Source organism: Streptomyces sp. NPDC041068, from assembly GCF_040647455.1.
In the GTDB taxonomy this organism is placed as follows: domain Bacteria; phylum Actinomycetota; class Actinomycetes; order Streptomycetales; family Streptomycetaceae; genus Streptomyces.
Genome location: NZ_JBEZCG010000014.1, coordinates 35,037 through 54,234, shown reverse-complemented (window position 1 = coordinate 54,234; position 19,198 = coordinate 35,037). Strand labels below are relative to the sequence as shown.

Below are 19,198 nucleotides of genomic sequence, written 5' to 3'. Positions count from 1 at the left end.
CCACGTGCGTACCGCCGAACGGCGGCCAGGGCGTGAGGTCGGAACGGCGGCCCGCACGTCGGATCAGTACGGCGCCTGCCACACCACCGTCGTGCCGCCGCCGTCCTCGCCGATGCCGGGCCCGTACCAGCTGTCGCCCCCCAGCGACTCGGCCCGCCGCTTGAGGTTCTTCAGGCCGCTGCGCCGACCGCCCTCCGCGATGCCCACGCCGTCGTCGGCGACGGTCAGGCGCACGCCCTGCTGACCGTCGGGGAGGACCACGGTCGAGTCGACGACGACGTCGATGCGGGCGGCCTGCGCGTGCCGGAACGCGTTGGACAGGGCCTCCCGCAGGGCCGCGATCAGGTTCTTGCCGGTCAGCTCGCCGACCACCGTGTCGACGGGGCCCACGAAGTGGTGCGTGGGCTTGAAGCCCAGCGGGACGGCGGCCATGTTGATCTCGCGCAGCACACGGGTCCGCAGCCCGGACGGCGCCTCGGCGGGGCCCTGCTGCAGCGCGAAGATCGCCGTACGGATCTCCTGGATCGTCACGTCCAGCTCGTCGACCGCCTTGCCGACCCCGACCTGCACCTCCGGCACGACCGACCTGCGCTGGGCGCTCTCCAGCATCATCCCGGTGGCGAACAGCCGCTGGATGACCAGGTCGTGCAGGTCCCTGGCGATCCGGTCGCGGTCCTCGTACACCGCGAGCCGCTCCCGGTCCCGCTGTGCCTCGGCCATCATCAGCGCGAGCGCGGCCTGCGAGGCGAACTGGGCGGCCAGCGTCCGCTCGGCCTCGCTGAAGGGACGTCCCCCACGCGCGCGGGGCGTCACGAGCGTCCCGAGGACCCGGCCGTCGCTCTGCAACGGCAGCATCATGCAGGGGCCGTAGCCGCGCGCGAGATCGGTCATGATGCGCGGGTCGGTGGCCGCGTCGTCGATGAACACGGCCTCCCCTTCGAGCAGGTCGGCGACGATGCGGCTCTCCGGAGGGACGATCACGCCGAGCGCCCCGGAGGGGTCGTCCGAGGAGACGGCGACGATCTCCATGCCGCCCTCCTCGTCGGGCAGCAGCACGATGCCCGCGGCCGAGTCCGCGAGGTGCCTGGCCTGCTCGGCGACGACCGCGAGCGCCTCCTCGGCGTCGCTGCCGGACAGCAGGGCGGTGGTGACCGCCACGGAGCCGTCGATCCAGCGCTCGCGCTGCTTGGCGGCTTCGTAGAGGCGTGCGTTCCCGATGGCGATACCGGCCTCCGTGGCGAGCACACGCACCATGTGCACGTCGTAGTCGTTGAATTCGGCCCCGCCGCGCTTCTCGGTCAGATAGAGGTTGCCGAAGATCTCGCCCTGCACGCGGATCGGGACACCGAGGAAGGTTCGCATCGGCGGGTGGTGGGGCGGGAATCCGCAGGAGCGCGGGTCGGCGGAGAGATCGGCGAGACGCAGCGTCCTCGGCTGGTGGATGAGCGCGCCGAGCAGTCCTCTGTGGCCGTCGGGCAGACGCCCGATCCGCTCGGCGGTCTCCTCGTCGATGCCGTAGTAGACGAAGTCGGAGAGCCCTTCGCCGTCCTCCGCGACGACACCGATCGCGGCGTAGTGGGCGTCGGCGAGCTCGGCGGCGGTCTCGCAGATGCGGTCCAGGGTGGTGTGCAGTTCAAGACCGGTGCCGACCGACCGCATGGCTTCGAGCAGCTGCGGCACCCGCGAGGTCAGCTCGGGCGAGAGCCCTTGGAGGCTGCGGGTCGCCCGCGCCGCCGCCTCCACCGAGTCCGGTGTGCCGTCGGGGAGCGGGGAGTCGGCGGAGGCCGAGGGTGCTGGCATGCCTTTGAGCCTAGTAAGTCCTATTTGCAGGGGAAAGTCGAGGCCGTCTCGGGACGCCCGGCGGGGAAAGCCGAGACCATCTCCGGAAACCCAGCAGGGAAAGCCGAGACCGTCTCGGAGAGCCCGGCGGGGAAAGCCGGAGCTCTCCCGGGCGGGCGGCCGCCGGGACTCAGCCCGCCATCAGCAGATCCGCCGCCCGCTCCACCTCCAGCATCCGCCGCAGCGGCCCCTCCTCGGCCGCGAGTTCCGCGTACGTGCCGCGCTGCGCCACCCGCCCCGCGTCCAGGACGATCACTTCGTCCACCGCGTCGAGCCCGGCGAGCCGGTGCGTGATGAGCAGCGTCGTGCGCCCCTCGGTCGCGGCCAGCAGGTCGGTCGTGAGGGCGTCCGCGGTCGGCAGGTCGAGGTGCTCGGCCGGCTCGTCCAGGACGAGGACGGGGAAGTCGGCGAGCAGCGCGCGGGCCAGCGCGAGACGCTGCCGCTGCCCTCCGGAGAGCCGTGCGCCGTGCTCGCCCACGAGCGTGTCGAGCCCCTCGGGAAGCGAGGCGACCCAGCCGTCGAGACGCGCCCGCTCCAGGGCGTCGCGCAGCTCCGCGTCCGTGGCGTCCCTCTTGGCGAGCAGCAGGTTCTCGCGCACCGAGCTGTCGAAGATGTGGGCGTCCTGGGCGCACAGCCCGACCATGCCGCGCACGGTGTCGCCGTCCAGCGTGGCCGCGTCCGTGCCACCGAGCGTGTACGTCCCTTCGTACGCGCCCAGGAACCGCAGCAGCACCTGCGCGAGCGTCGTCTTGCCGGACCCGGACGGGCCGACCACCGCGATCCGCCGGCCCCGCTCCAGCGTGAGGCCGACGCCTGCGAGCGCGGGCGCTTCGACGGACTGCCCTTCGTGGCGGGCGCTGAGCCCTTCGACGCGCAGCGGGAACGGCGACTGCGGCGCCTGTACGGGCTCGGCCGGCTCCGGCACGGGCTCGGCCGCGTCGGAGAGCTCGTAGACCCGCTCTGCGCTCTTCCTGACCCGCTGGCGGTACTGCACGGCGAGCGGCAGGCCCATCACCGCCTCGAAGGCGGCGAGCGGCGTGAGCACGACCACGGCGAGGGCGAGACCGCTGAGCCGCCCGTCGCCGACCGCCTGCACGCCGACGAAGGCCGCTCCGGCCACGGTGAGACCGGTGACGAGCGCACCGAGTCCGTCGCCGAGCGCGGTGGCGGTGGCGCCCCGGGAGGCGATTCCGGTGAGCTCTGCGTCGGCTTCCCCGGCCTTGGCCGTACGTCGCTTCAGCGCACCGGCGACCGTCAGCTCGGCGGTCCCGGTGAGCAGGTCGGCCACGCGCGTGGCGAGCACCCCGCGCGCGGGAGCCAGCTTGCGCTCCGCACGGCGCGCCACGGCACCGCTCACCAGCGGCACGCCGAGCCCCGCGGCGAGCAGTCCGACGGCGAGCACCGCGCCCGCCTCGGGCAGCAGCCACGCGGTGAAGCCGACGGCCCCGGCGCTCACCACGGCCGCGGCGGACGCGGGCAGCAGCCAGCGCAGCCAGTAGTCCTGCAGGGCGTCGACGTCGGCGACGAGCCGGGAGAGGAGATCACCGCGGCGGGTCGCGCGCAGCCCCGCGGGAGCGAGCCGCTCCAGGCGCCGGTAGACGGCGACCCGGGTGTCGGCGAGCATCCGCAGCACGGCGTCGTGCGCGACGAGCCGCTCGGCGTACCGGAAGACGGCACGGCCGATCCCGAAGGCACGGGTCGCCGTCACGGCAATCATCAGGTACATCACGGGCGGCTGCTCAGAGGCCCGCGAGATCAGCCACCCGGACGTGGCCATGAGCCCGACGGCACTCCCGAGCGCGAGACTCCCGAGCAGCAACGCAAGCGCCAGCTGCCCACGCCGGGCCTGAGCAGCCTTCCTGACCCGGGCCAGGACGCCGCCTCCTGGCAGAGCCGAGGCGCCGGAGACGCCATCGTCCACCGCACCATCAGCGGGAGTTGCCCCACCCGTCTCTCGCTCCTCACCGGGCAAGTCGACGTGTACGGACGGGTGGGTGGGAAGCTCCCCCGCCCCGGAGGGGCGTGCCTCAAGCCGCACCACACGATCCGCGACAGCCAACAACGCAGGCCGATGCACCACCAACAGCACCGTCCGCCCGACGGCCAGCCGCCGAACCGCCTCGACAACCTCCGCCTCGGTCCCACCGTCGAGCGCCGCCGTCGGCTCATCCAGCAGCACCACAGGCCGATCCGCGAGGAACGCCCGCGCCAGTGAAAGCCGTTGCCGCTGCCCGGCGGAGAGCCCGGCCCCGTCCTCACCGAGCACGGTCTCAAGCCCCGCAGGCAGCGCCTCCACAAAGCCCCACGCCCCCGCCGAGCGCAGCGCCCCCCGCACCGCCGCGTCGTCCGCGTCCGGCCGCGCGAGCCGCACGTTCTCCGCGACGGTCCCCGCGAACAGATGCGGCCGCTGCGGCACCCACGCGATCCGCTCCCACCACCGCTCCGGCGACACCTCGGCCAGGTCGACGTCGCCGACACGGACCCGCCCGCTGTCAGGACGTACGAAGCCCAACAGCACGTTCAGAAGCGTCGACTTACCCACGCCGCTCGGCCCCACGAGCGCCACGGTCTCGCCGGCCCCGACATCGAAGGAGACGTCCGACACGGCATCCGCCGACCGGCCCGGGTAGCGAACCGTCACCCCCTCGAAGCGGATGGCACCGGCGGGCGCGGGCCCCGTTCCGACGGCCGGCACCGGCGTCTCCAGGACCTCGAAGATCTCCTCGGCGGCCGAGAGCCCTTCCGCCGCCGCGTGGTACTGCGCACCGACCTGGCGCAGCGGCAGATAGGCCTCGGGCGCGAGGACGAGGACGACGAGACCGTCGTACAGGTCCATCTCGCCGTGGACGAGCCGCATGCCGATGGTCACGGCGACCAGCGCGACCGAGATCGTCGCGAGCAGTTCCAGGGCGAACGACGACAGGAAGGCGATGCGCAGGGTCCGCATCGTCGCCTGCCGGTACTCGCCGGTGATCTTGCGGATGGACTCGGCCTGCGCCTTGGCGCGGCCGAACACCTTCAGGGTCGGAAGCCCCGCCACCACGTCCAGGAAGTGCCCCGACAGGCGTGACAGGAGCCGCCATTGACGGTCCATCCGGTTCTGCGTGGCCCAGCCGATCAGAATCATGAAGACCGGGATCAGCGGCAGCGTCACGACGATGATCGCCGCCGACACCCAGTCCTCGGTGACGATGCGGGCGAGCACCGCCACCGGCACCACCACCGCGAGCCCCAACTGCGGCAGATAGCGCGAGAAGTAGTCGTCGAGCGCGTCCACGCCCCGCGTCGCGAGCGAGACGAGCGAGCCGGTCCGCTGGCTGGTCAGCCACCCCGGCCCGAGTTCCCCGGCCCGTTCGAGGAGCCGCCCCCGCAGCTCCGACTTGACCGCCGCGCTCGCCCGGTGCGCGGCGAGCTCGGTCAGCCAGGAGACAAGGCCCCGTCCCACCGCGACCAGGGCGAGCAGCACGAGCGGAGTTCCCAAGTCCCCCGTGGTGAGGCCCTTTTGGAAGGAGTCCACCACGACCTCGGCGATGAGCATCGCCTGGCCGATGACCAGGCCGGCCCCGACGAGCCCCAGGACCACCACCGCGACAAGGAAGAAGCGAGTGGCGCGGGCGTAGCGAAGCAGACGCGGGTCGATCGGTTTCACGTGAAACACACCCTCCGAGAAACCAGCGGGAACATCGGGAGCTCGGTCAGGAACATCAGGAACACCAGGAACACCAAGGACTCAGTACGGACTCAGTACGGACTCAGTGCGCCGCATCCGCGATGTGCTGCGTCCCGATCCGCTTGCGGAACACCCAGTACGTCCACGACTGGTAGAGCAGCACCACAGGGGTCGCGATGCCCGCGCACCAGGTCATGATCTTCAGGGTGTACGGGCTGGACGAGGCATTGGTGACCGTCAGGCTCCACTCCTCGTTCAGCGACGACGGCATGACGTTCGGGAAGAGCGTCAGGAAGAGCATCGCTACGGCCGCCGCGATGGTGATCCCCGACAGCGCGAACGACCAGCCCTCACGCCCGATCCTGATGGCCGCGATGGCGCCGACCAGGGCCACCACCGCCACGATCATCGCGACCAGGCTCTTGCCGTCGCCCTTGTCGGCCTGCGTCCAGATCAGGAACCCGAGCGCGAGCACGGCCGTGACGAGCCCGAGGCCGAGCGCCGTCTTCCGCGCCCGCACCCGGATGTCACCCACCGTCTTGAGCGAGGCGAACACCGCGCCGTGGAAGGTGAACAGCGTCAGGGTGACCAGACCGCCGAGGATCGCGTACGGATTGAGCAGGTCCCAGAAGTTGCCCACGTACTCCTTGTGGGCGTCGATCTTCACGCCGCGCACGATGTTGCCGAAGGCCACACCCCACAGCAGCGCCGGGATCAGCGAGGTCCAGAAGATCGCGTGCTCCCAGTTGGTCTGCCACCGCTCCTCGGGCCGCTTGGCGCGGTACTCGAAGGCGACACCGCGCACGATCAGGCAGATCAGGATGATCAGGAGCGGCAGGTAGAACCCGGAGAAGAGCGTCGCGTACCACTCGGGGAAGGCGGCGAAGGTCGCGCCGCCCGCCGTGAGCAGCCACACCTCGTTGCCGTCCCAGACGGGTCCGATGGTGTTGATGAGAACCCGCTTCTCGACCCGGTCGCGGGCGAGCAGCTTGGTCAGTACGCCGATCCCGAAGTCGAAGCCCTCCAGGAAGAAGTAGCCGATCCACAGGACGGCGATCAGTACGAACCAGACGTCGTGAAGTTCCATGTCCTCGTCGCTCCTTCCTTCAGTACGAGAAGGCCATGGGCCGGTCGGCGTCGTCGGAATCGGAGTCGGAGCCGTTGCCCGACCCGGGTCCGCCGATCTTGGTGGGCGGGTTGAGGTCCGCCTCGGTCAGCTCGGGCGGCCCCTTCTTGATGTACTTGAGCAGGAGCTTCACCTCGATCACGGCGAGGATCGCGTAGAGAAGCGTGAACCCGATCAGCGAGGTGAGCACCTCGCCCTGCGAAACCCCGGGCGAGACCGCGTCCTCGGTGCGCAGCACCCCGTAGACCACCCAGGGCTGACGCCCCGTCTCGGTGAAGATCCAGCCCCAGGCGGTGCCGATGAGGGGGAAGATCAGCGTCCACTGGGAGAGCCGCCACCACCAGTTGCCGAGCTTCGGCGCCAGCTCCTTGTTCTTGGTGAGCATCAGCTTCGGCACGTCGTCGGCGCCGGTGCGGTGCTCCGGAGCGAGCCAGAACTTCTTGCGCGTCAGCCACAGGCCCGCGGTGCACAGGGCCATCGAGACGCCGCCGAAGCCGATCATCCAGCGGTACGACCAGTAGGCGGTGGGGATGTTGGGCCGGTAGTCACCGGGCCCGAACTTCTCCTGCGCCTCCTTGTTGAGGTCGTTGATGCCGGGGATCTCGGCGCTGAAGTTGTTCTTGGCGAGGAAGGACAGTATCCCGGGGATCTCGATGGCGACGTCGTTGTGCCCCTTGGAGACGTCGCCGTACGCGAAGAGCGAGAACGGCGCCGGCTTCTCGGTCTCCCACAGCGCCTCGGCGGCCGACATCTTCATCGGCTGCTGCTCGTACATCACCTTGCCGAGGGTGTCGGCGCTGATGACCGTGAGCAGGGTGCCCACGAACGCGGTGACCAGGCCGAGCCGCATCGACATCCGCATGGTGCGGACGTGCTGCTTCTTGCGCAGGTGGAAGATGGCGATGCCGGTCATGAAGGCGCCACCGACCAGGACGGCCGCCGAGATGACGTGGAAGAAGTTGACGAGCGTCGTCTCCTGGAAGAGCACCTTGGCGAAGTCGGTGAGCTCCGCGCGCTTGGTGCCGTCCCGCTCCACGATCTTGTAGCCGACCGGGTGCTGCATCCAGGCGTTGGCGGCGATGATGAAGTACGCCGACAGGACCGTGCCGATGGAGACGATCCAGATCGTCGCACAGTGCAGCTTCTTCGGCAGCTTGTCCCAGCCGAAGATCCACAGGCCGATGAAGGTCGACTCGAAGAAGAAGGCGATCAGCGCCTCGAAGGCGAGCGGCGCCCCGAAGATGTCACCGACGAAGCGCGAGTAATCGGACCAGTTCATGCCGAACTGGAACTCCTGGACGATGCCGGTGACGACGCCCATCGCGATATTGATCAGGAACAGCTTGCCCCAGAACTTGGTCGCTCTGAGGTAGTGCTCCTTGCCCGTCCGCACCCATGCCGTCTCGAGGATCGCCGTGAGAGCGGCGAGCGAGATCGTCAGGGGAACGAACAAGAAGTGGTAGACGGTCGTGATGCCGAACTGCCATCGCGCCAGGGTCTCCGGCGCTAGAGCCAGGTCCACTGCGTCTTCTCCTTACTCGCCGTGGTCATAGCGGCAGTTTGCCCCTTTAATCCCACTGATCTCCGGAGGAACCGGGACACGCTTGTGAACGCGTTCACATTCACAAGCATTATGTCGTACTGGCTGTCGGCACGTTGACGCGGGGGTCCCCTTACCGCGGGGAACGCGCCGATGACCGCAAGGAGCGAGCCGGATCGCCGCGAAGAGCGCGCGAAGGCCCTGGAGAGACGCCCTCCGGGGCCTTCCCAAGAACTTCAACATATTGTTGAATCCGCGCCATGCAGATACGGATCTCCTGGCCCGCAGGCCACCTCACCGCGACGCTCGACGAGACCCCCACCAGCCAGGCCCTCGCCCAGGCACTGCCGCTCTCCGCCACCGCCAACACCTGGGGCGAGGAGGTCTACTTCGACACGGGCGTCAGCGTCCCGCGCGAGGACGGCGCCCAGCAGGTCGTCGAGCCGGGCACGGTCGCCTTCTGGACCGACGGCGACGCCCTCGCGCTCCCCTACGGCCCCACGCCGATCTCGCGGGGCGACGAGTGCCGCCTCGCGAGCCCGTGCAATCTCCTGGGCCGGATCGACGGCGACCCAAGGACCCTGGCCACCGTGCGCAGCGGCGACCCGATCCGCGTGGAACAGGCCTCCTAGCCGACCGCGCCCCACAGGGGTGCGGGGAACTGCGCGACCAGCCACGGCGGACGCGCAGTCGAAACACCGACCCCGAAGCGGAGCGCTACAGCTCCTTGCGGAACGCCTCCGCCGCCTGCAGGAAGATGTCGTTGGCCTCGGTCTCGCCGATCGTGGCCCGCATCCCCTCGCCCGCGAACGGCCGCACCACGACGCCGGCCTTCTCGCAGGCCGCAGCGAAGTCGGTCGTACGGTCCCCGAGCCGCAGCCACACGAAGTTCGCCTGCGTCTCGGGCACCGTCCAGCCCTGACCGCGCAGCGCCTCGATCACGCGCGTGCGCTCGGAGACCAACGAGCCGACGCGGCCCATCAGTTCGTCCTCGGCGCGCAGCGAGGCCACCGCCGCGTCCTGCGCGAGCTGGCTGACACCGAAGGGCACCGCCGTCTTGCGCAGGGCCGCGGCCACCGGCTCGTGGGCGACCGCGAAGCCGACGCGCAGACCCGCGAGGCCGTACGCCTTCGAGAACGTACGCAGGACGCAGACGTTCGGGCGGTCGCGGTAGAGCTCGATGCCGTCCGGGACCGCACCCCCTTCACCTTCGGCGGCACGGATGAACTCGCGGTACGCCTCGTCGAGCACCACCAGGACGTCGCTCGGCACCCGGTCCAGGAAGCGCTCGAGCTCGGCCCTGCGGACCAAGGTGCCCGTGGGGTTGTTGGGGTTGCAGACGAAGATGAGGCGGGTGCGCTCGGTGATGGCAGCGGCCATCGCGTCCAGGTCGTGCACCTCGCCCTCGGTCAACGGCACCCGCACCGACGTCGCGCCGCTGACCTGCGTGATGATCGGGTACGCCTCGAAGGACCGCCAGGCGTAGATCACCTCGTCACCCGGGCCCGCCGTGGCCTGCAGCAGCTGCTGGGCGACGCCGACGGAGCCGGTGCCGGTGGCGATGTGCGAGACGGGCACCCCGAAACGCTCGGCCAGCTCGTTCATCAGGCCCGTGCACGCCATGTCGGGGTAGCGGTTGAAGGATCCGGCGGCGGCGAGCGCGCTCTCCATGACGCCGGGGAGCGGCGGATAGGGGTTCTCGTTGGAGGACAGTTTGTAGGCCACAGGCCCGTCGGCCGCGGCGGGCTTGCCCGGCTTGTAGGTGGGGATACCCTCCAGCTCGGCGCGCAGCCTCGGGCTCGTCTCGCTCACCGCAGTCCTCCTCGTAGCCAGTCACAGACAGGTTCGAATACTGCTTACCTTATGAGGATTCGGCGCCGCTGCGAATGGCCTCGCGGCATTGGTCCACCGAGCCCCGCAACATCGCCGTACGAAGGCGTGCGGAGAGGGGGGAGCGCCTCGTGCTCCCCCATGCGCCGGTGGCTCGCTCCGTGGCGCGCGTCCCTCGTGAAGGTGAGTTGAGACCTCTTCGAGACCTCGCGCATTTGGCAGGCCCGCGCGCGACGATCAGGGGCAGCTACCTGTTGATCTGCCGAACCCCCTTGTATTCCATGGTCATTGACAGGTCATCACCATGCAGAAACGTGCCTGTCAACGCGTGAATATGCGCCCCTGCTACCCACCCCCATGAGCCCTACTATCGGCTCGCCATGACAGCAGCAGGGAAGCACCAGGTGAGCCGAGCGGAGACCGCGCGCCGGGGTAACCGGCAGAGCCGAGCGGGCATCAGAGACGTCGCCGCCGCAGCCGGTGTCTCCATCACGACTGTCTCCGACGCCCTCAACGGCAAGGGTCGGCTGCCCGACGCCACCCGACGCCATGTCCGCGAGGTCGCAGAGCGGCTGGGCTATCGCCCGTCCGCAGCGGCCCGCACCCTCCGTACCGGCAAGTCCGGCCTCATCGGCCTGACCGTGACGACGTACGGGGATGAACCTTTCACCTTCACCGAGTTCGCCTATTTCGCCGAGATGGCCAGAGCCGCCACATCGGCCGCCCTCGCCCGGGGCTACGCCCTGGTCATCCTGCCCGCCACCTCACGCCGCAGCCCGGTCGACGTGTGGTCGAACGTCGCCCTCGACGGAACCGTCGTCGTCGACCCCTCCGACCACGACCCGGTCGTGAGCGAGCTGGTCAGACAGGGCCTGCCGGTGGTCTCCGACGGACGCCCGGCGGGCTCCCTCCCGGTCACGGCCTGGGTCGACAACGACCACGAGGCCGCCGTCCTGGAGATCCTCGACCACCTCGCCGCCGCCGGCGCACGCCGCATCGGCCTGCTCACCGGCACCACCACGGACACGTACACCCATCTGTCCACCACTGCCTATCTGCGCTGGTGCGAGCGCGTGGGCCAGGATCCCGTCTACGAGTCCTACCCCGCCCACGACCCCTGTGCGGGCGCCGTCGCCGCCGACCGGCTGCTCGCCCGACCCGACCGTCCCGACGCCGTGTACGGCCTCTTCGACCCCAACGGCACCGACCTGCTCGCCGCCGCCCGGCGGTACGGCCTGCGCGTCCCCGACGACCTGCTGCTCGTCTGCTGCAGCGAGTCCACGGTGTACGCCACCACGGAACCGCCCATCACCACGCTCTCCCTCAAACCGCGCCGCATCGGCACCGCCGTCGTCCAGCTCCTGATCGACGCGATCGAGGGGCTCGACGCGGGGCGTCCCATCGAGCAGGTGATACCGACCGAACTGATCGTGCGCACCTCGTCCGAGCGACGTCCACCGCGCACGACGGTCAGCCCGCCCCGCTCGCCCGGCCACGGCTGACCGCTCCCGCCCGAGCCGCCGGCACCGGGCAGAGGCCGACCAATACCCCGCCACCAGCGGGGAAACCTCTGCCCAATTCGGGAGAAAACCTCGGTGAACCCGGCTCCGGCACCGATTCACCACCCCTGGTGCACCACACAGCGGGAGCCGCATTCCTATGATGGGCGGACGACACCGCGGGCCGCTGCGACCAGGCAGTCCGATCTCGGTGCAGATGCGGCGCAATGGTGGTGGAGGGGTCGATGACTCAGGGGGCCGGTCAGGGACCCGATGTGCGGACGGCGACGCTGCGCGACTTCCGCGTACCGGCGTACGTCCATGAGACGACCGGTCCCGCCGCGGCGAGCCCCGGGGCGCCCGGTGAACTGCCGGACGACGGCTACACCCCCACCCAGCGCGACCTGCCCGTCATCAACCGCGGCGACACCGTGCAGGTGCAGGTCATGCCGGAGCCCCCGCAGCCGCGGCCGAGCGACGAGCACGGCCCGCTGTACGTCGTGGGCGACGTCCACGGCTATCTGGACGAGCTCGTCGCGGCCCTCCAGGAGCAGGGCCTGATCGACGCCGACGGCAGCTGGTCCGCGGGCAACGCGCGCCTGTGGTTCCTCGGCGACTTCACGGACCGCGGGCCCGACGGCATCGGCGTCATCGACCTCGTGATGCGCCTCTCCGCGGAGGCGGCGGCCGCCGGCGGCTACTGCAAGGCGCTCATGGGCAACCACGAGCTGCTCCTGCTCGGCGCCAAGCGCTTCGGCGACACCCCCGTCAACTCCGGCGCGGGCACCGCCACCTTCCAGGCCGCCTGGCTCCTGAACGGCGGCCAGAAGACCGACATGGAGCGCCTGGAGGACCACCATCTCCAGTGGATGGCCCGCCTGGACGCGATGGAGGAGGCCGACGGTCATCTCCTCGTGCACTCCGACACGACCGCCTATCTGGATTACGGTGACTCGATCGAGGCGGTGAACGACACCATCCGGGAGACACTCACGCGCAACGACGCCGACGAGTGCTGGGACCTCTTCCGCAAGTTCACCAAGCGCTTCGCCTTCCGCGACGAGTCGGGCCCCTCGGCCGTGCGCGAGCTCCTCGACATGTACGGCGGCACGCGCATCGTCCATGGCCACAGCCCCATCCCGTACCTCCTGGGCGACGTCGGCTCCGAGGACGAGTCGGACGGCGGCGGTCCGGTCATCGAGGGCCCGCACGTCTACGCCGACGGTCTGGCCATCGCCATGGACGGCGGAGTGACCATGGCCGGAAAGCTACTGGTCCAGCAACTCCCCCTGGGTATCTGAGCGTTCACTGGGCAGGCGGTCCATTACAGGATCACGCTGGCCAGGGGGGCAATTTCTGGAAACCCCCTGTCACCGCGTGCCGTCACGGCTCTACCATCGGCTTATCCGTAGCAGGCTCCCCTCCGTTTCTGCCCGACGGCTCGTAGCCATGCGAGCCTTAGCCCTACGGAGCATCGGGGGATGCACATGAACAGCGCTCCACACCTGCTCAATGAGGACCGCCCCGAGTACGAGCGGATCCTCGATGAGGCGCTGCGCACCGCACCTGACCGTCCCGAACTCGCCGCAGTGGGCCAGCGGCTCAACACCGAACAACTGCGCACCATGGCCCTGAACGCGACAGCACTGATCACGGCCGCTGCCTCGGCCGAATACGCGCACTACGTGAAGGTTCGCGAGGAGTTGCGCGAACCTCGACCGACGTCCACATCGATCCGCGAAGGGAGCGGACAGAGCGCCGCGGAGTCGGGCTCCGGCGGCGTCAGCCTCGCCACCACGATGGGCGAGGTCGCCGAACCGGCGGCAGCGGGAGCCGGCGCGATCGCCGTCGTCGCGGTCCTCGCACCCGTCCTCGCGGGGACGGCAGCCGCGATCTTCCTGCTCGTCGGCTACATCCTGAAGATGCTCAACCCCGAGCCCGCCTTCGCGAACACCCTGCTCACCGCGGGATGGCTGTTCGGCGCGCTCACCGCCGGGGGCATCCTGGTCGCCGCGGTCGGGCTTCTCCTGACCGCCCTGCGCAACGGCGCCACCTCGCTCCAGGCAGGACTGCACGGCGAGCGGCATGAGGAAGTGTCCCGCGCCAGGGAAGCCTGGGGCCGGGCGCTCCTCGAGCGGGGCGTCGTGCCGTTCCTGCGGGAAGCCCTGACGGAACCGGGCGGGGCTCCCGCCGCCCGTACGCCGTCATCGGGGTCCGGGGGGCACGGCGGCAACGGCCGCATGCCTCAACTCGGCTACCACAGGCCGGGATTCAGCAGCCCGGACGGCGGCCCGACGGCGGGTCCGCGGCCGAGCTTCTCGAGCCCGGACTTCTCCAGCCCGGACTTCGGCGGGCCCGACCACAAGCCGGAGTAACGGGCTCCGGACCCGGGGTCCCGGACGACGGGGTCCCGGACGACGGGGTTCGACTTCGCCTCGACGCGCCGCTGTCGACGAGCGGCGGCGCGCATGGGAGGCGTAGGGCCAGGTGGGCGGTTCGTCATGCCCTCATGGCCCTGGAAGCGCGAAAGCCGGCCCTCGCGCGGTACGGGAGCAGGGCAGTGACCGGTCGGGAACCGGTGCACGGCCTTGCCCCCGCGCGGTGGCGATCGCGGCCCTGGATCAGTCGGCGAGTCCTGGATCAGTCGGCGATCGGCAGATAGACCCGGTTTCCCGCGGCCGCGAACTCCTTGGACTTCTGCTCCATGCCCGCCTCGATGTCGTCGGCGGCCAGATCCCCGCCGTGCTCGCGGCGGATGTCCTGGGAGATCTTCATCGAGCAGAACTTCGGCCCGCACATCGAGCAGAAGTGCGCCGTCTTCGCGGGCTCGGCCGGCAGCGTCTCGTCGTGGAACTCCCGTGCCGTGACCGGGTCGAGGGCCAGATTGAACTGGTCCTCCCAGCGGAACTCGAAGCGCGCGTCCGAGAGCGCGTCGTCCCAGTCCTGCGCGCCGGGGTGCCCCTTGGCAAGGTCGGCGGCGTGCGCCGCGATCTTGTACGTGATCACGCCCGTCTTGACGTCATCCCTGTTCGGCAGGCCCAGGTGCTCCTTGGGCGTGACGTAGCAGAGCATCGCCGTGCCCCACCAGCCGATCATCGCGGCGCCGATGCCGGAGGTGATGTGGTCGTAGGCGGGCGCGATGTCCGTGGTCAGCGGGCCGAGCGTGTAGAACGGCGCCTCCTCGCAGATCTCCTGCTGGAGGTCGATGTTCTCCTTGATCTTGTGCATCGGGACATGCCCCGGGCCCTCGATCATGGTCTGTACGTTGTGCCGCTTGGCGATGGTGTTGAGCTCGCCGAGGGTCCTGAGCTCCGCGAACTGCGCCTCGTCGTTGGCGTCCGCGATCGATCCGGGCCGCAGGCCGTCGCCGAGCGAGTACGTCACGTCGTACGCCGCGAGGATCTCGCAGAGCTCCTCGAAGTGCTCGTACAGGAAGCTCTCCTTGTGGTGCGCGAGGCACCAGGCGGCCATGATCGAACCGCCGCGCGAGACGATGCCGGTCTTGCGGCGCGCGGTGAGCGGGACATACGGAAGGCGCACGCCCGCGTGCACCGTCATGTAGTCCACGCCCTGCTCGGCCTGCTCGATGACCGTGTCCTTGTAGATCTCCCAGGTCAGCTCCTCGGCCTTGCCGTCGACCTTCTCCAGGGCCTGGTAGAGGGGGACGGTGCCGATCGGGACGGGGGAGTTGCGCAGGACCCACTCGCGGGTGGTGTGGATGTTGCGGCCGGTGGAGAGGTCCATGACCGTGTCGGCGCCCCACTTGGTCGCCCATGTCATCTTGTCCACCTCCTCCTCGATGGAGGAAGTGACCGCGGAATTGCCGATGTTGGCGTTCACCTTCACCAGGAACTTCTTGCCGATGATCATCGGCTCGATCTCCGGGTGGTTGACGTTGGCCGGGATGACCGCACGGCCCGCGGCGACCTCGGCGCGCACGATCTCGGGGTCGATGTTCTCCCGGATCCCGATGAACTCCATCTCGGGCGTGATCTCGCCGCGGCGGGCGTACGCGAGCTGCGTCACCGCCTGGCCCGCGCGGGCGCGGCGCGGCTGGCGCGGGCGGCCGGGGAAGACCGCGTCGAGGTTCTTGAGCCCGCCGCGCGGCGAGGTGTGCTTGATGCCGTCGTCCTCGGGGCGGGGCGGACGGCCCACGTACTCCTCGGTGTCGCCGCGGGCGATGATCCAGTTCTCCCGCAGCGGCGGCAGGCCGCGGCGGACGTCGGTCTCGGCCGACGGGTCCGTGTAGGGACCCGAGGTGTCGTACAGCGTGACGGACTTGCCGTTGGTGAGGTGCACCTGGCGGACCGGCACGCGCAGGTCGGGGCGCGAACCCTCGACGTACGCCTTGTGCCAGCCGATGGACTTCCCGGCCTCCGCGCCCTCGGGCGTGCTTGAGGCAGGCGTGCGTGCGTCCGATGTGGTCATGAGACCTACTCCCTACGCCGGCATTACCCGGTAACAGGTTCGGCGGTCGACGCAGCGGATTCCGCACGGCTTCCACGACTCGTGTCGCTTCGTACCGATTTCTACGGAGGTCAGCGCCCTCTCAGCCCGGTGCTCCGAGCTCCCGCGATTGCAAAGGTGGCTCCACGCTAGCGTCATGTCGGGCGCGCTGAACAGAGGGCCCCCTCCGTTCTTGCGATGATCGGGCAGTGACCACCACAGAGCCGCCGCCTCCGCCGCCCTCGCAGCCGCCGCCTCCCGACCCCCATGGACACGGTCACGGAGGTGGTGGCGGAGGCCACGGGCACTCGCACAGCCACGGCCCCGCCGCGCCCGTCTCCAAGCATCTGCGCAAAGTCATCGCCGCGGTGCTGATTCCTTTCGCCACCGCGGTGGTCGTGGGGCTCATGGTCTTCTGGCCCGGCGGCACACCCGCGCACGAGCGGACCGGCGTCGGCTTCGACCGGCAGATGCAGTCGGCGAAGGTCACGAAGGTGCAGGAGCTGCCCTGCAAGGACCTCAACGCCTCGCAGACCCCGCCGAACGGCGACACCTCCACCGCCGAGGGCCAGTCCGCGCAGTCCCGCGCCGAGGGCACCTGCAAGAAGGCGACGATCGAGGTGACCAGCGGCAAGGACAAGGGCCGCACCTTCATCGAGATCATCCAGCCGGACTCGCCCCGGCAACTCCACGAGGGCCAGCAGGTGGTGGTCGCCTACGAGCCCAAGGCACCCGAGTCGCTGCAGTACTCGGTCACCGATGTGAACCGCAAGGTCCCGATGGCGCTGCTCGCCGGCATCTTCGCGCTCGCCGTCGTCGTGGTGGGACGGCTGCGCGGTGTGATGGCCCTGGTCGCGCTCGCCATCAGCTTCCTGGTGCTGACCTTCTTCATCCTGCCGGCGATCCTGCAGGGCTCGAACCCCCTGGTCGTGGCGGTGATCGGGGCGAGCGCCATCATGCTGATCGCGCTCTATCTCTGCCATGGCCTCACCGCCCGCACCTCGGTCGCGGTGCTCGGCACACTGATCTCGCTGCTGCTGATCGGTCTGCTCGGTTCGCTGTTCATCGGCTGGGCGGCGCTGACCGGCAACACGGACGACAACACCGGCCTCATCCACGGCCTGTATCCGTCCATCGACATGAGCGGCCTGCTGCTCGCGGGCGTCATCATCGGCTCGCTCGGCGTACTCGACGACGTGACGGTCACGCAGACCTCCGCGGTCTGGGAGCTGCACCAGGCCAACCCGACGATGGGCTGGCGCGGCCTGTACCGCGCCGGCATCCGCATCGGGCGCGACCACATCGCCTCGGTCGTCAACACCCTCGTCCTCGCCTACGCGGGCGCCGCGCTGCCCCTGCTGCTGCTCTTCTCGATCGCGCAGTCCAGCGTGGGCACCGTGGCCAACAGCGAGTTGGTCGCCGAGGAGATCGTGCGCACCCTGATCGGCTCGATCGGCCTGGTCGCCTCGGTGCCGGTGACAACCGCGCTCGCCGCCCTGGTGGTGTCCGCCGACCGCTCGCCGGGTCCGGCAGCCCCGGTGGCTCGCCCTTCACGCGGGGGAAGGGGCCGCCGCCGCAAGGCCTGACGGCGGGCACACGCGGGGTCGCTCCCAACCGTGAGACCTCTCCCGGCGTGCCACGAAATGCACCAATCTGCCATCCCCATCGGCCCGTTGGCCTCAGGGGTCAGCCCGCGTTCTGCTCCTCCGCGAGGATCCGGTGGAGCGCCTCGTCGAGATGCGTGTCGAAGTCGGCGAGCGCCCGCTCCTGCCCGAGCGGCACCAGCTTGTCCGTACGGTCGAGGAAGGCAAGCAGCGGCGGAATGCCCACCCGGAACAGCGCCTGGTCCCCGCCGACCTGAAGCCTGATCAGGGCCTCGTCGAGCAGATCGGGATCGGTGGGCTCGATGCGCACGTCCCCGTCCCCGCACGGCCTGCCGACCCCGTCGATCAGCAACTCCCGCCCGAAGGCCCACGTCACCGGGGCATCGCCGGGCAGATGGAATGTCAGCCGCACGGCATAGGGATCGTCGATCTCGTAGCGCAACTCCACCGGGATACGAAACGACAGCTCCTCGGAAACAAGGAAGCTCATCATGACCTCTGCCTGAACCGACTCGCCCATCGCGCCCTACCCCGTCGCTTAGCCCTCACTTGGCCAGGAACCAACTCCCTGACACTCCTGGCATCTTGCTTAACGTACACACCAGATCACAAGGAGTGAGTTTTCAGATGCTGATAGAGAAGGCGAGTGTCCCTAGTAGCTTTCCGATCTCGCGCTGCAGCCTCTCGGCCGCGGGCAGCAGCCGGTCGGCCTGATAGGCGGGAACAGAAATGGCCATGGTCGCCGCGGTGTCCCCGGCCGTGATCGGAATCGCCGCGCAGACCGTCCCGAGGGCGTACTCCTGGCGCTCCACGACGGGCCGCATCCGCTCCATGGCTTCCAGCCGTCGCATGAACGTCCGGTCGTCCCGCACCGAGTAGCGAGTGATCGACTGCACCGGATAGCGGTCGAGGTGGTCCTGGCGCGCCTCGTCGTCGAGCTGGCCGAGCAGACACTGGCCGATCGCGTGGGCGTGCCCCGTCTCGCGGAAGTCCGCCCACTCCTCGACTGCGGGATTGCTCGGGGTGTCGGAGACGGCGACGATCTCGATCTCGCCCTCGCGGTAGACCGCGAAGTAGACGGGAACGCCGATGGTGTCGCGCCAGTGGGCCAGCGATTCGTCGATCAGGCCGCGCCGATTCTGCTGCGCCCCGCTGCCGCTCAGCCTCTCGGCTGCCTCGCCGAGCACGAACACGCCCTTCTGGCGGCGCAGATAGCCCTCGTGGGTCAGGGTGCGCAGCAGGTGGTACGCGGTGGGGAGCGCGAGCCTCGCCTCTCGGGCCAGTTGTTTGGCGGGCGCCCCGTCCTGGTGCGAGGCGGCGGCTTCCAGCAGCCGCATCGCCCGCTGCACGGAGCCGATGAGGGTCGGCGCGACGCCTGCGGAGACCGCGTCGGCGTCAACCGGTGGAGTGGTGGTGTCGACCGCGGCCAAGGTTCGCTCCCGAAGCACGTGGGGGGTCTCCGCCCATGCCCGGTTACACCAGATACACCGGATACACACGGGAAGGGGCAGTGCGCCCGTCCGCGGGGATCGCCCCCCGCGTCGGTTTTCGGACTCTAACCCTTGGCCACCGCTCTACGGCGCCCTGCCGGGAAACTTCCCCCGGCCGAGGGAACCGTTGCGAAAACTCACCAGTCGGTGGTCA

13 protein-coding genes and 1 riboswitch are annotated in these 19,198 nt (G+C 69.9%); of the genes, 5 read left to right on the top strand and 8 right to left on the bottom strand.

The genetic code is table 11. From position 1 onward, the window contains the following. Positions 1-63: 63 nt before the first annotated feature. The 4 genes from AB0B50_RS29930 to AB0B50_RS29915 all read right to left on the bottom strand — a co-directional run bounded on the left by AB0B50_RS29930 (position 64) and on the right by AB0B50_RS29915 (position 8,157). Complete coding sequence (locus AB0B50_RS29930; protein ID WP_362338743.1) at positions 64-1,800, bottom strand: GAF domain-containing protein; 1,737 nt, start codon at positions 1,798-1,800, stop codon at positions 64-66. Positions 1,801-1,969: 169 nt separating this feature from the next. Continuing rightward, positions 1,970-5,488 (bottom strand): thiol reductant ABC exporter subunit CydD, encoded by a 3,519-nt coding sequence (cydD, locus tag AB0B50_RS29925; RefSeq protein ID WP_362338740.1) that lies wholly within the window; start codon positions 5,486-5,488, stop codon positions 1,970-1,972. Positions 5,489-5,591: 103 nt separating this feature from the next. Next, positions 5,592-6,596, bottom strand: coding sequence for a cytochrome d ubiquinol oxidase subunit II (gene cydB, locus AB0B50_RS29920; protein ID WP_362338737.1), 1,005 nt, complete (start codon positions 6,594-6,596; stop codon positions 5,592-5,594). Between the two features lie 19 nt (positions 6,597-6,615). Continuing rightward, positions 6,616-8,157 carry a cytochrome ubiquinol oxidase subunit I gene (locus AB0B50_RS29915; RefSeq protein ID WP_362338734.1) on the bottom strand — a complete coding sequence of 514 codons (1,542 nt, stop codon included), beginning with the start codon at positions 8,155-8,157 and terminating at the stop codon, positions 6,616-6,618. Positions 8,158-8,435: 278 nt separating this feature from the next. Here AB0B50_RS29915 and AB0B50_RS29910 point away from each other — a divergent pair, with 278 nt between their 5' ends. Then, positions 8,436-8,807, top strand: coding sequence for a cyclophilin-like fold protein (locus AB0B50_RS29910; RefSeq protein WP_362338731.1), 372 nt, complete (start codon positions 8,436-8,438; stop codon positions 8,805-8,807). Between the two features lie 85 nt (positions 8,808-8,892). Here AB0B50_RS29910 and hisC read toward each other — a convergent pair whose 3' ends face one another. Further along, the gene (gene hisC / locus AB0B50_RS29905; protein ID WP_362338729.1) at positions 8,893-9,987 is read right to left on the bottom strand and encodes a histidinol-phosphate transaminase; all 1,095 of its coding nucleotides are present in this window, start codon (positions 9,985-9,987) and stop codon (positions 8,893-8,895) included. Positions 9,988-10,385: 398 nt separating this feature from the next. Between hisC and AB0B50_RS29900 the strand changes: the two genes are divergently transcribed. The 3 genes from AB0B50_RS29900 to AB0B50_RS29890 all read left to right on the top strand — a co-directional run bounded on the left by AB0B50_RS29900 (position 10,386) and on the right by AB0B50_RS29890 (position 13,879). Further along, positions 10,386-11,507, top strand: coding sequence for a LacI family DNA-binding transcriptional regulator (locus AB0B50_RS29900; protein ID WP_362338726.1), 1,122 nt, complete (start codon positions 10,386-10,388; stop codon positions 11,505-11,507). Positions 11,508-11,749: 242 nt separating this feature from the next. After that, positions 11,750-12,805: a metallophosphoesterase gene (locus AB0B50_RS29895; protein ID WP_362338723.1), complete on the top strand. Its 1,056-nt coding sequence runs from the start codon at positions 11,750-11,752 to the stop codon at positions 12,803-12,805. A 180-nt stretch (positions 12,806-12,985) separates the two neighbouring features. Further along, entirely contained in the window at positions 12,986-13,879 is an 894-nt protein-coding gene (locus AB0B50_RS29890; protein ID WP_362338720.1) for a hypothetical protein, read from the top strand. Between the two features lie 265 nt (positions 13,880-14,144). On the opposite strand, the gene thiC is transcribed toward AB0B50_RS29890, so the two are convergent. Continuing rightward, positions 14,145-15,932 carry a phosphomethylpyrimidine synthase ThiC gene (gene thiC / locus AB0B50_RS29885; RefSeq protein WP_362338717.1) on the bottom strand — a complete coding sequence of 596 codons (1,788 nt, stop codon included), beginning with the start codon at positions 15,930-15,932 and terminating at the stop codon, positions 14,145-14,147. After that, positions 15,925-16,088, bottom strand: a riboswitch (TPP riboswitch). (Overlaps the previous gene by 8 nt.) A gap of 71 nt (positions 16,089-16,159) precedes the next feature. Between thiC and AB0B50_RS29880 the strand changes: the two genes are divergently transcribed. Further along, positions 16,160-17,536: a YibE/F family protein gene (locus tag AB0B50_RS29880; RefSeq protein WP_362338714.1), complete on the top strand. Its 1,377-nt coding sequence runs from the start codon at positions 16,160-16,162 to the stop codon at positions 17,534-17,536. 100 nt (positions 17,537-17,636) lie between these two features. On the opposite strand, the gene AB0B50_RS29875 is transcribed toward AB0B50_RS29880, so the two are convergent. After that, entirely contained in the window at positions 17,637-18,074 is a 438-nt protein-coding gene (locus AB0B50_RS29875; protein WP_362338711.1) for an SsgA family sporulation/cell division regulator, read from the bottom strand. Positions 18,075-18,177: 103 nt separating this feature from the next. Then, positions 18,178-18,903 carry an IclR family transcriptional regulator C-terminal domain-containing protein gene (locus AB0B50_RS29870; protein ID WP_362339103.1) on the bottom strand — a complete coding sequence of 242 codons (726 nt, stop codon included), beginning with the start codon at positions 18,901-18,903 and terminating at the stop codon, positions 18,178-18,180. Between the last annotated feature and the right edge of the window lie 295 nt (positions 18,904-19,198).

Coding starts and splice junctions, on each gene's coding strand:
- AB0B50_RS29930 (WP_362338743.1), bottom strand. CDS start 1,800: ATGCCAGCACCCTCGGCCTCCGCCGACTCCCCGCTCCCCGACGGCACA.
- cydB (WP_362338737.1), bottom strand. CDS start 6,596: ATGGAACTTCACGACGTCTGGTTCGTACTGATCGCCGTCCTGTGGATC.
- AB0B50_RS29910 (WP_362338731.1), top strand. CDS start 8,436: ATGCAGATACGGATCTCCTGGCCCGCAGGCCACCTCACCGCGACGCTC.
- AB0B50_RS29900 (WP_362338726.1), top strand. CDS start 10,386: ATGACAGCAGCAGGGAAGCACCAGGTGAGCCGAGCGGAGACCGCGCGC.
- AB0B50_RS29895 (WP_362338723.1), top strand. CDS start 11,750: ATGACTCAGGGGGCCGGTCAGGGACCCGATGTGCGGACGGCGACGCTG.
- AB0B50_RS29875 (WP_362338711.1), bottom strand. CDS start 18,074: ATGGGCGAGTCGGTTCAGGCAGAGGTCATGATGAGCTTCCTTGTTTCC.
- thiC (WP_362338717.1), bottom strand. CDS start 15,932: ATGACCACATCGGACGCACGCACGCCTGCCTCAAGCACGCCCGAGGGC.
- AB0B50_RS29890 (WP_362338720.1), top strand. CDS start 12,986: ATGCACATGAACAGCGCTCCACACCTGCTCAATGAGGACCGCCCCGAG.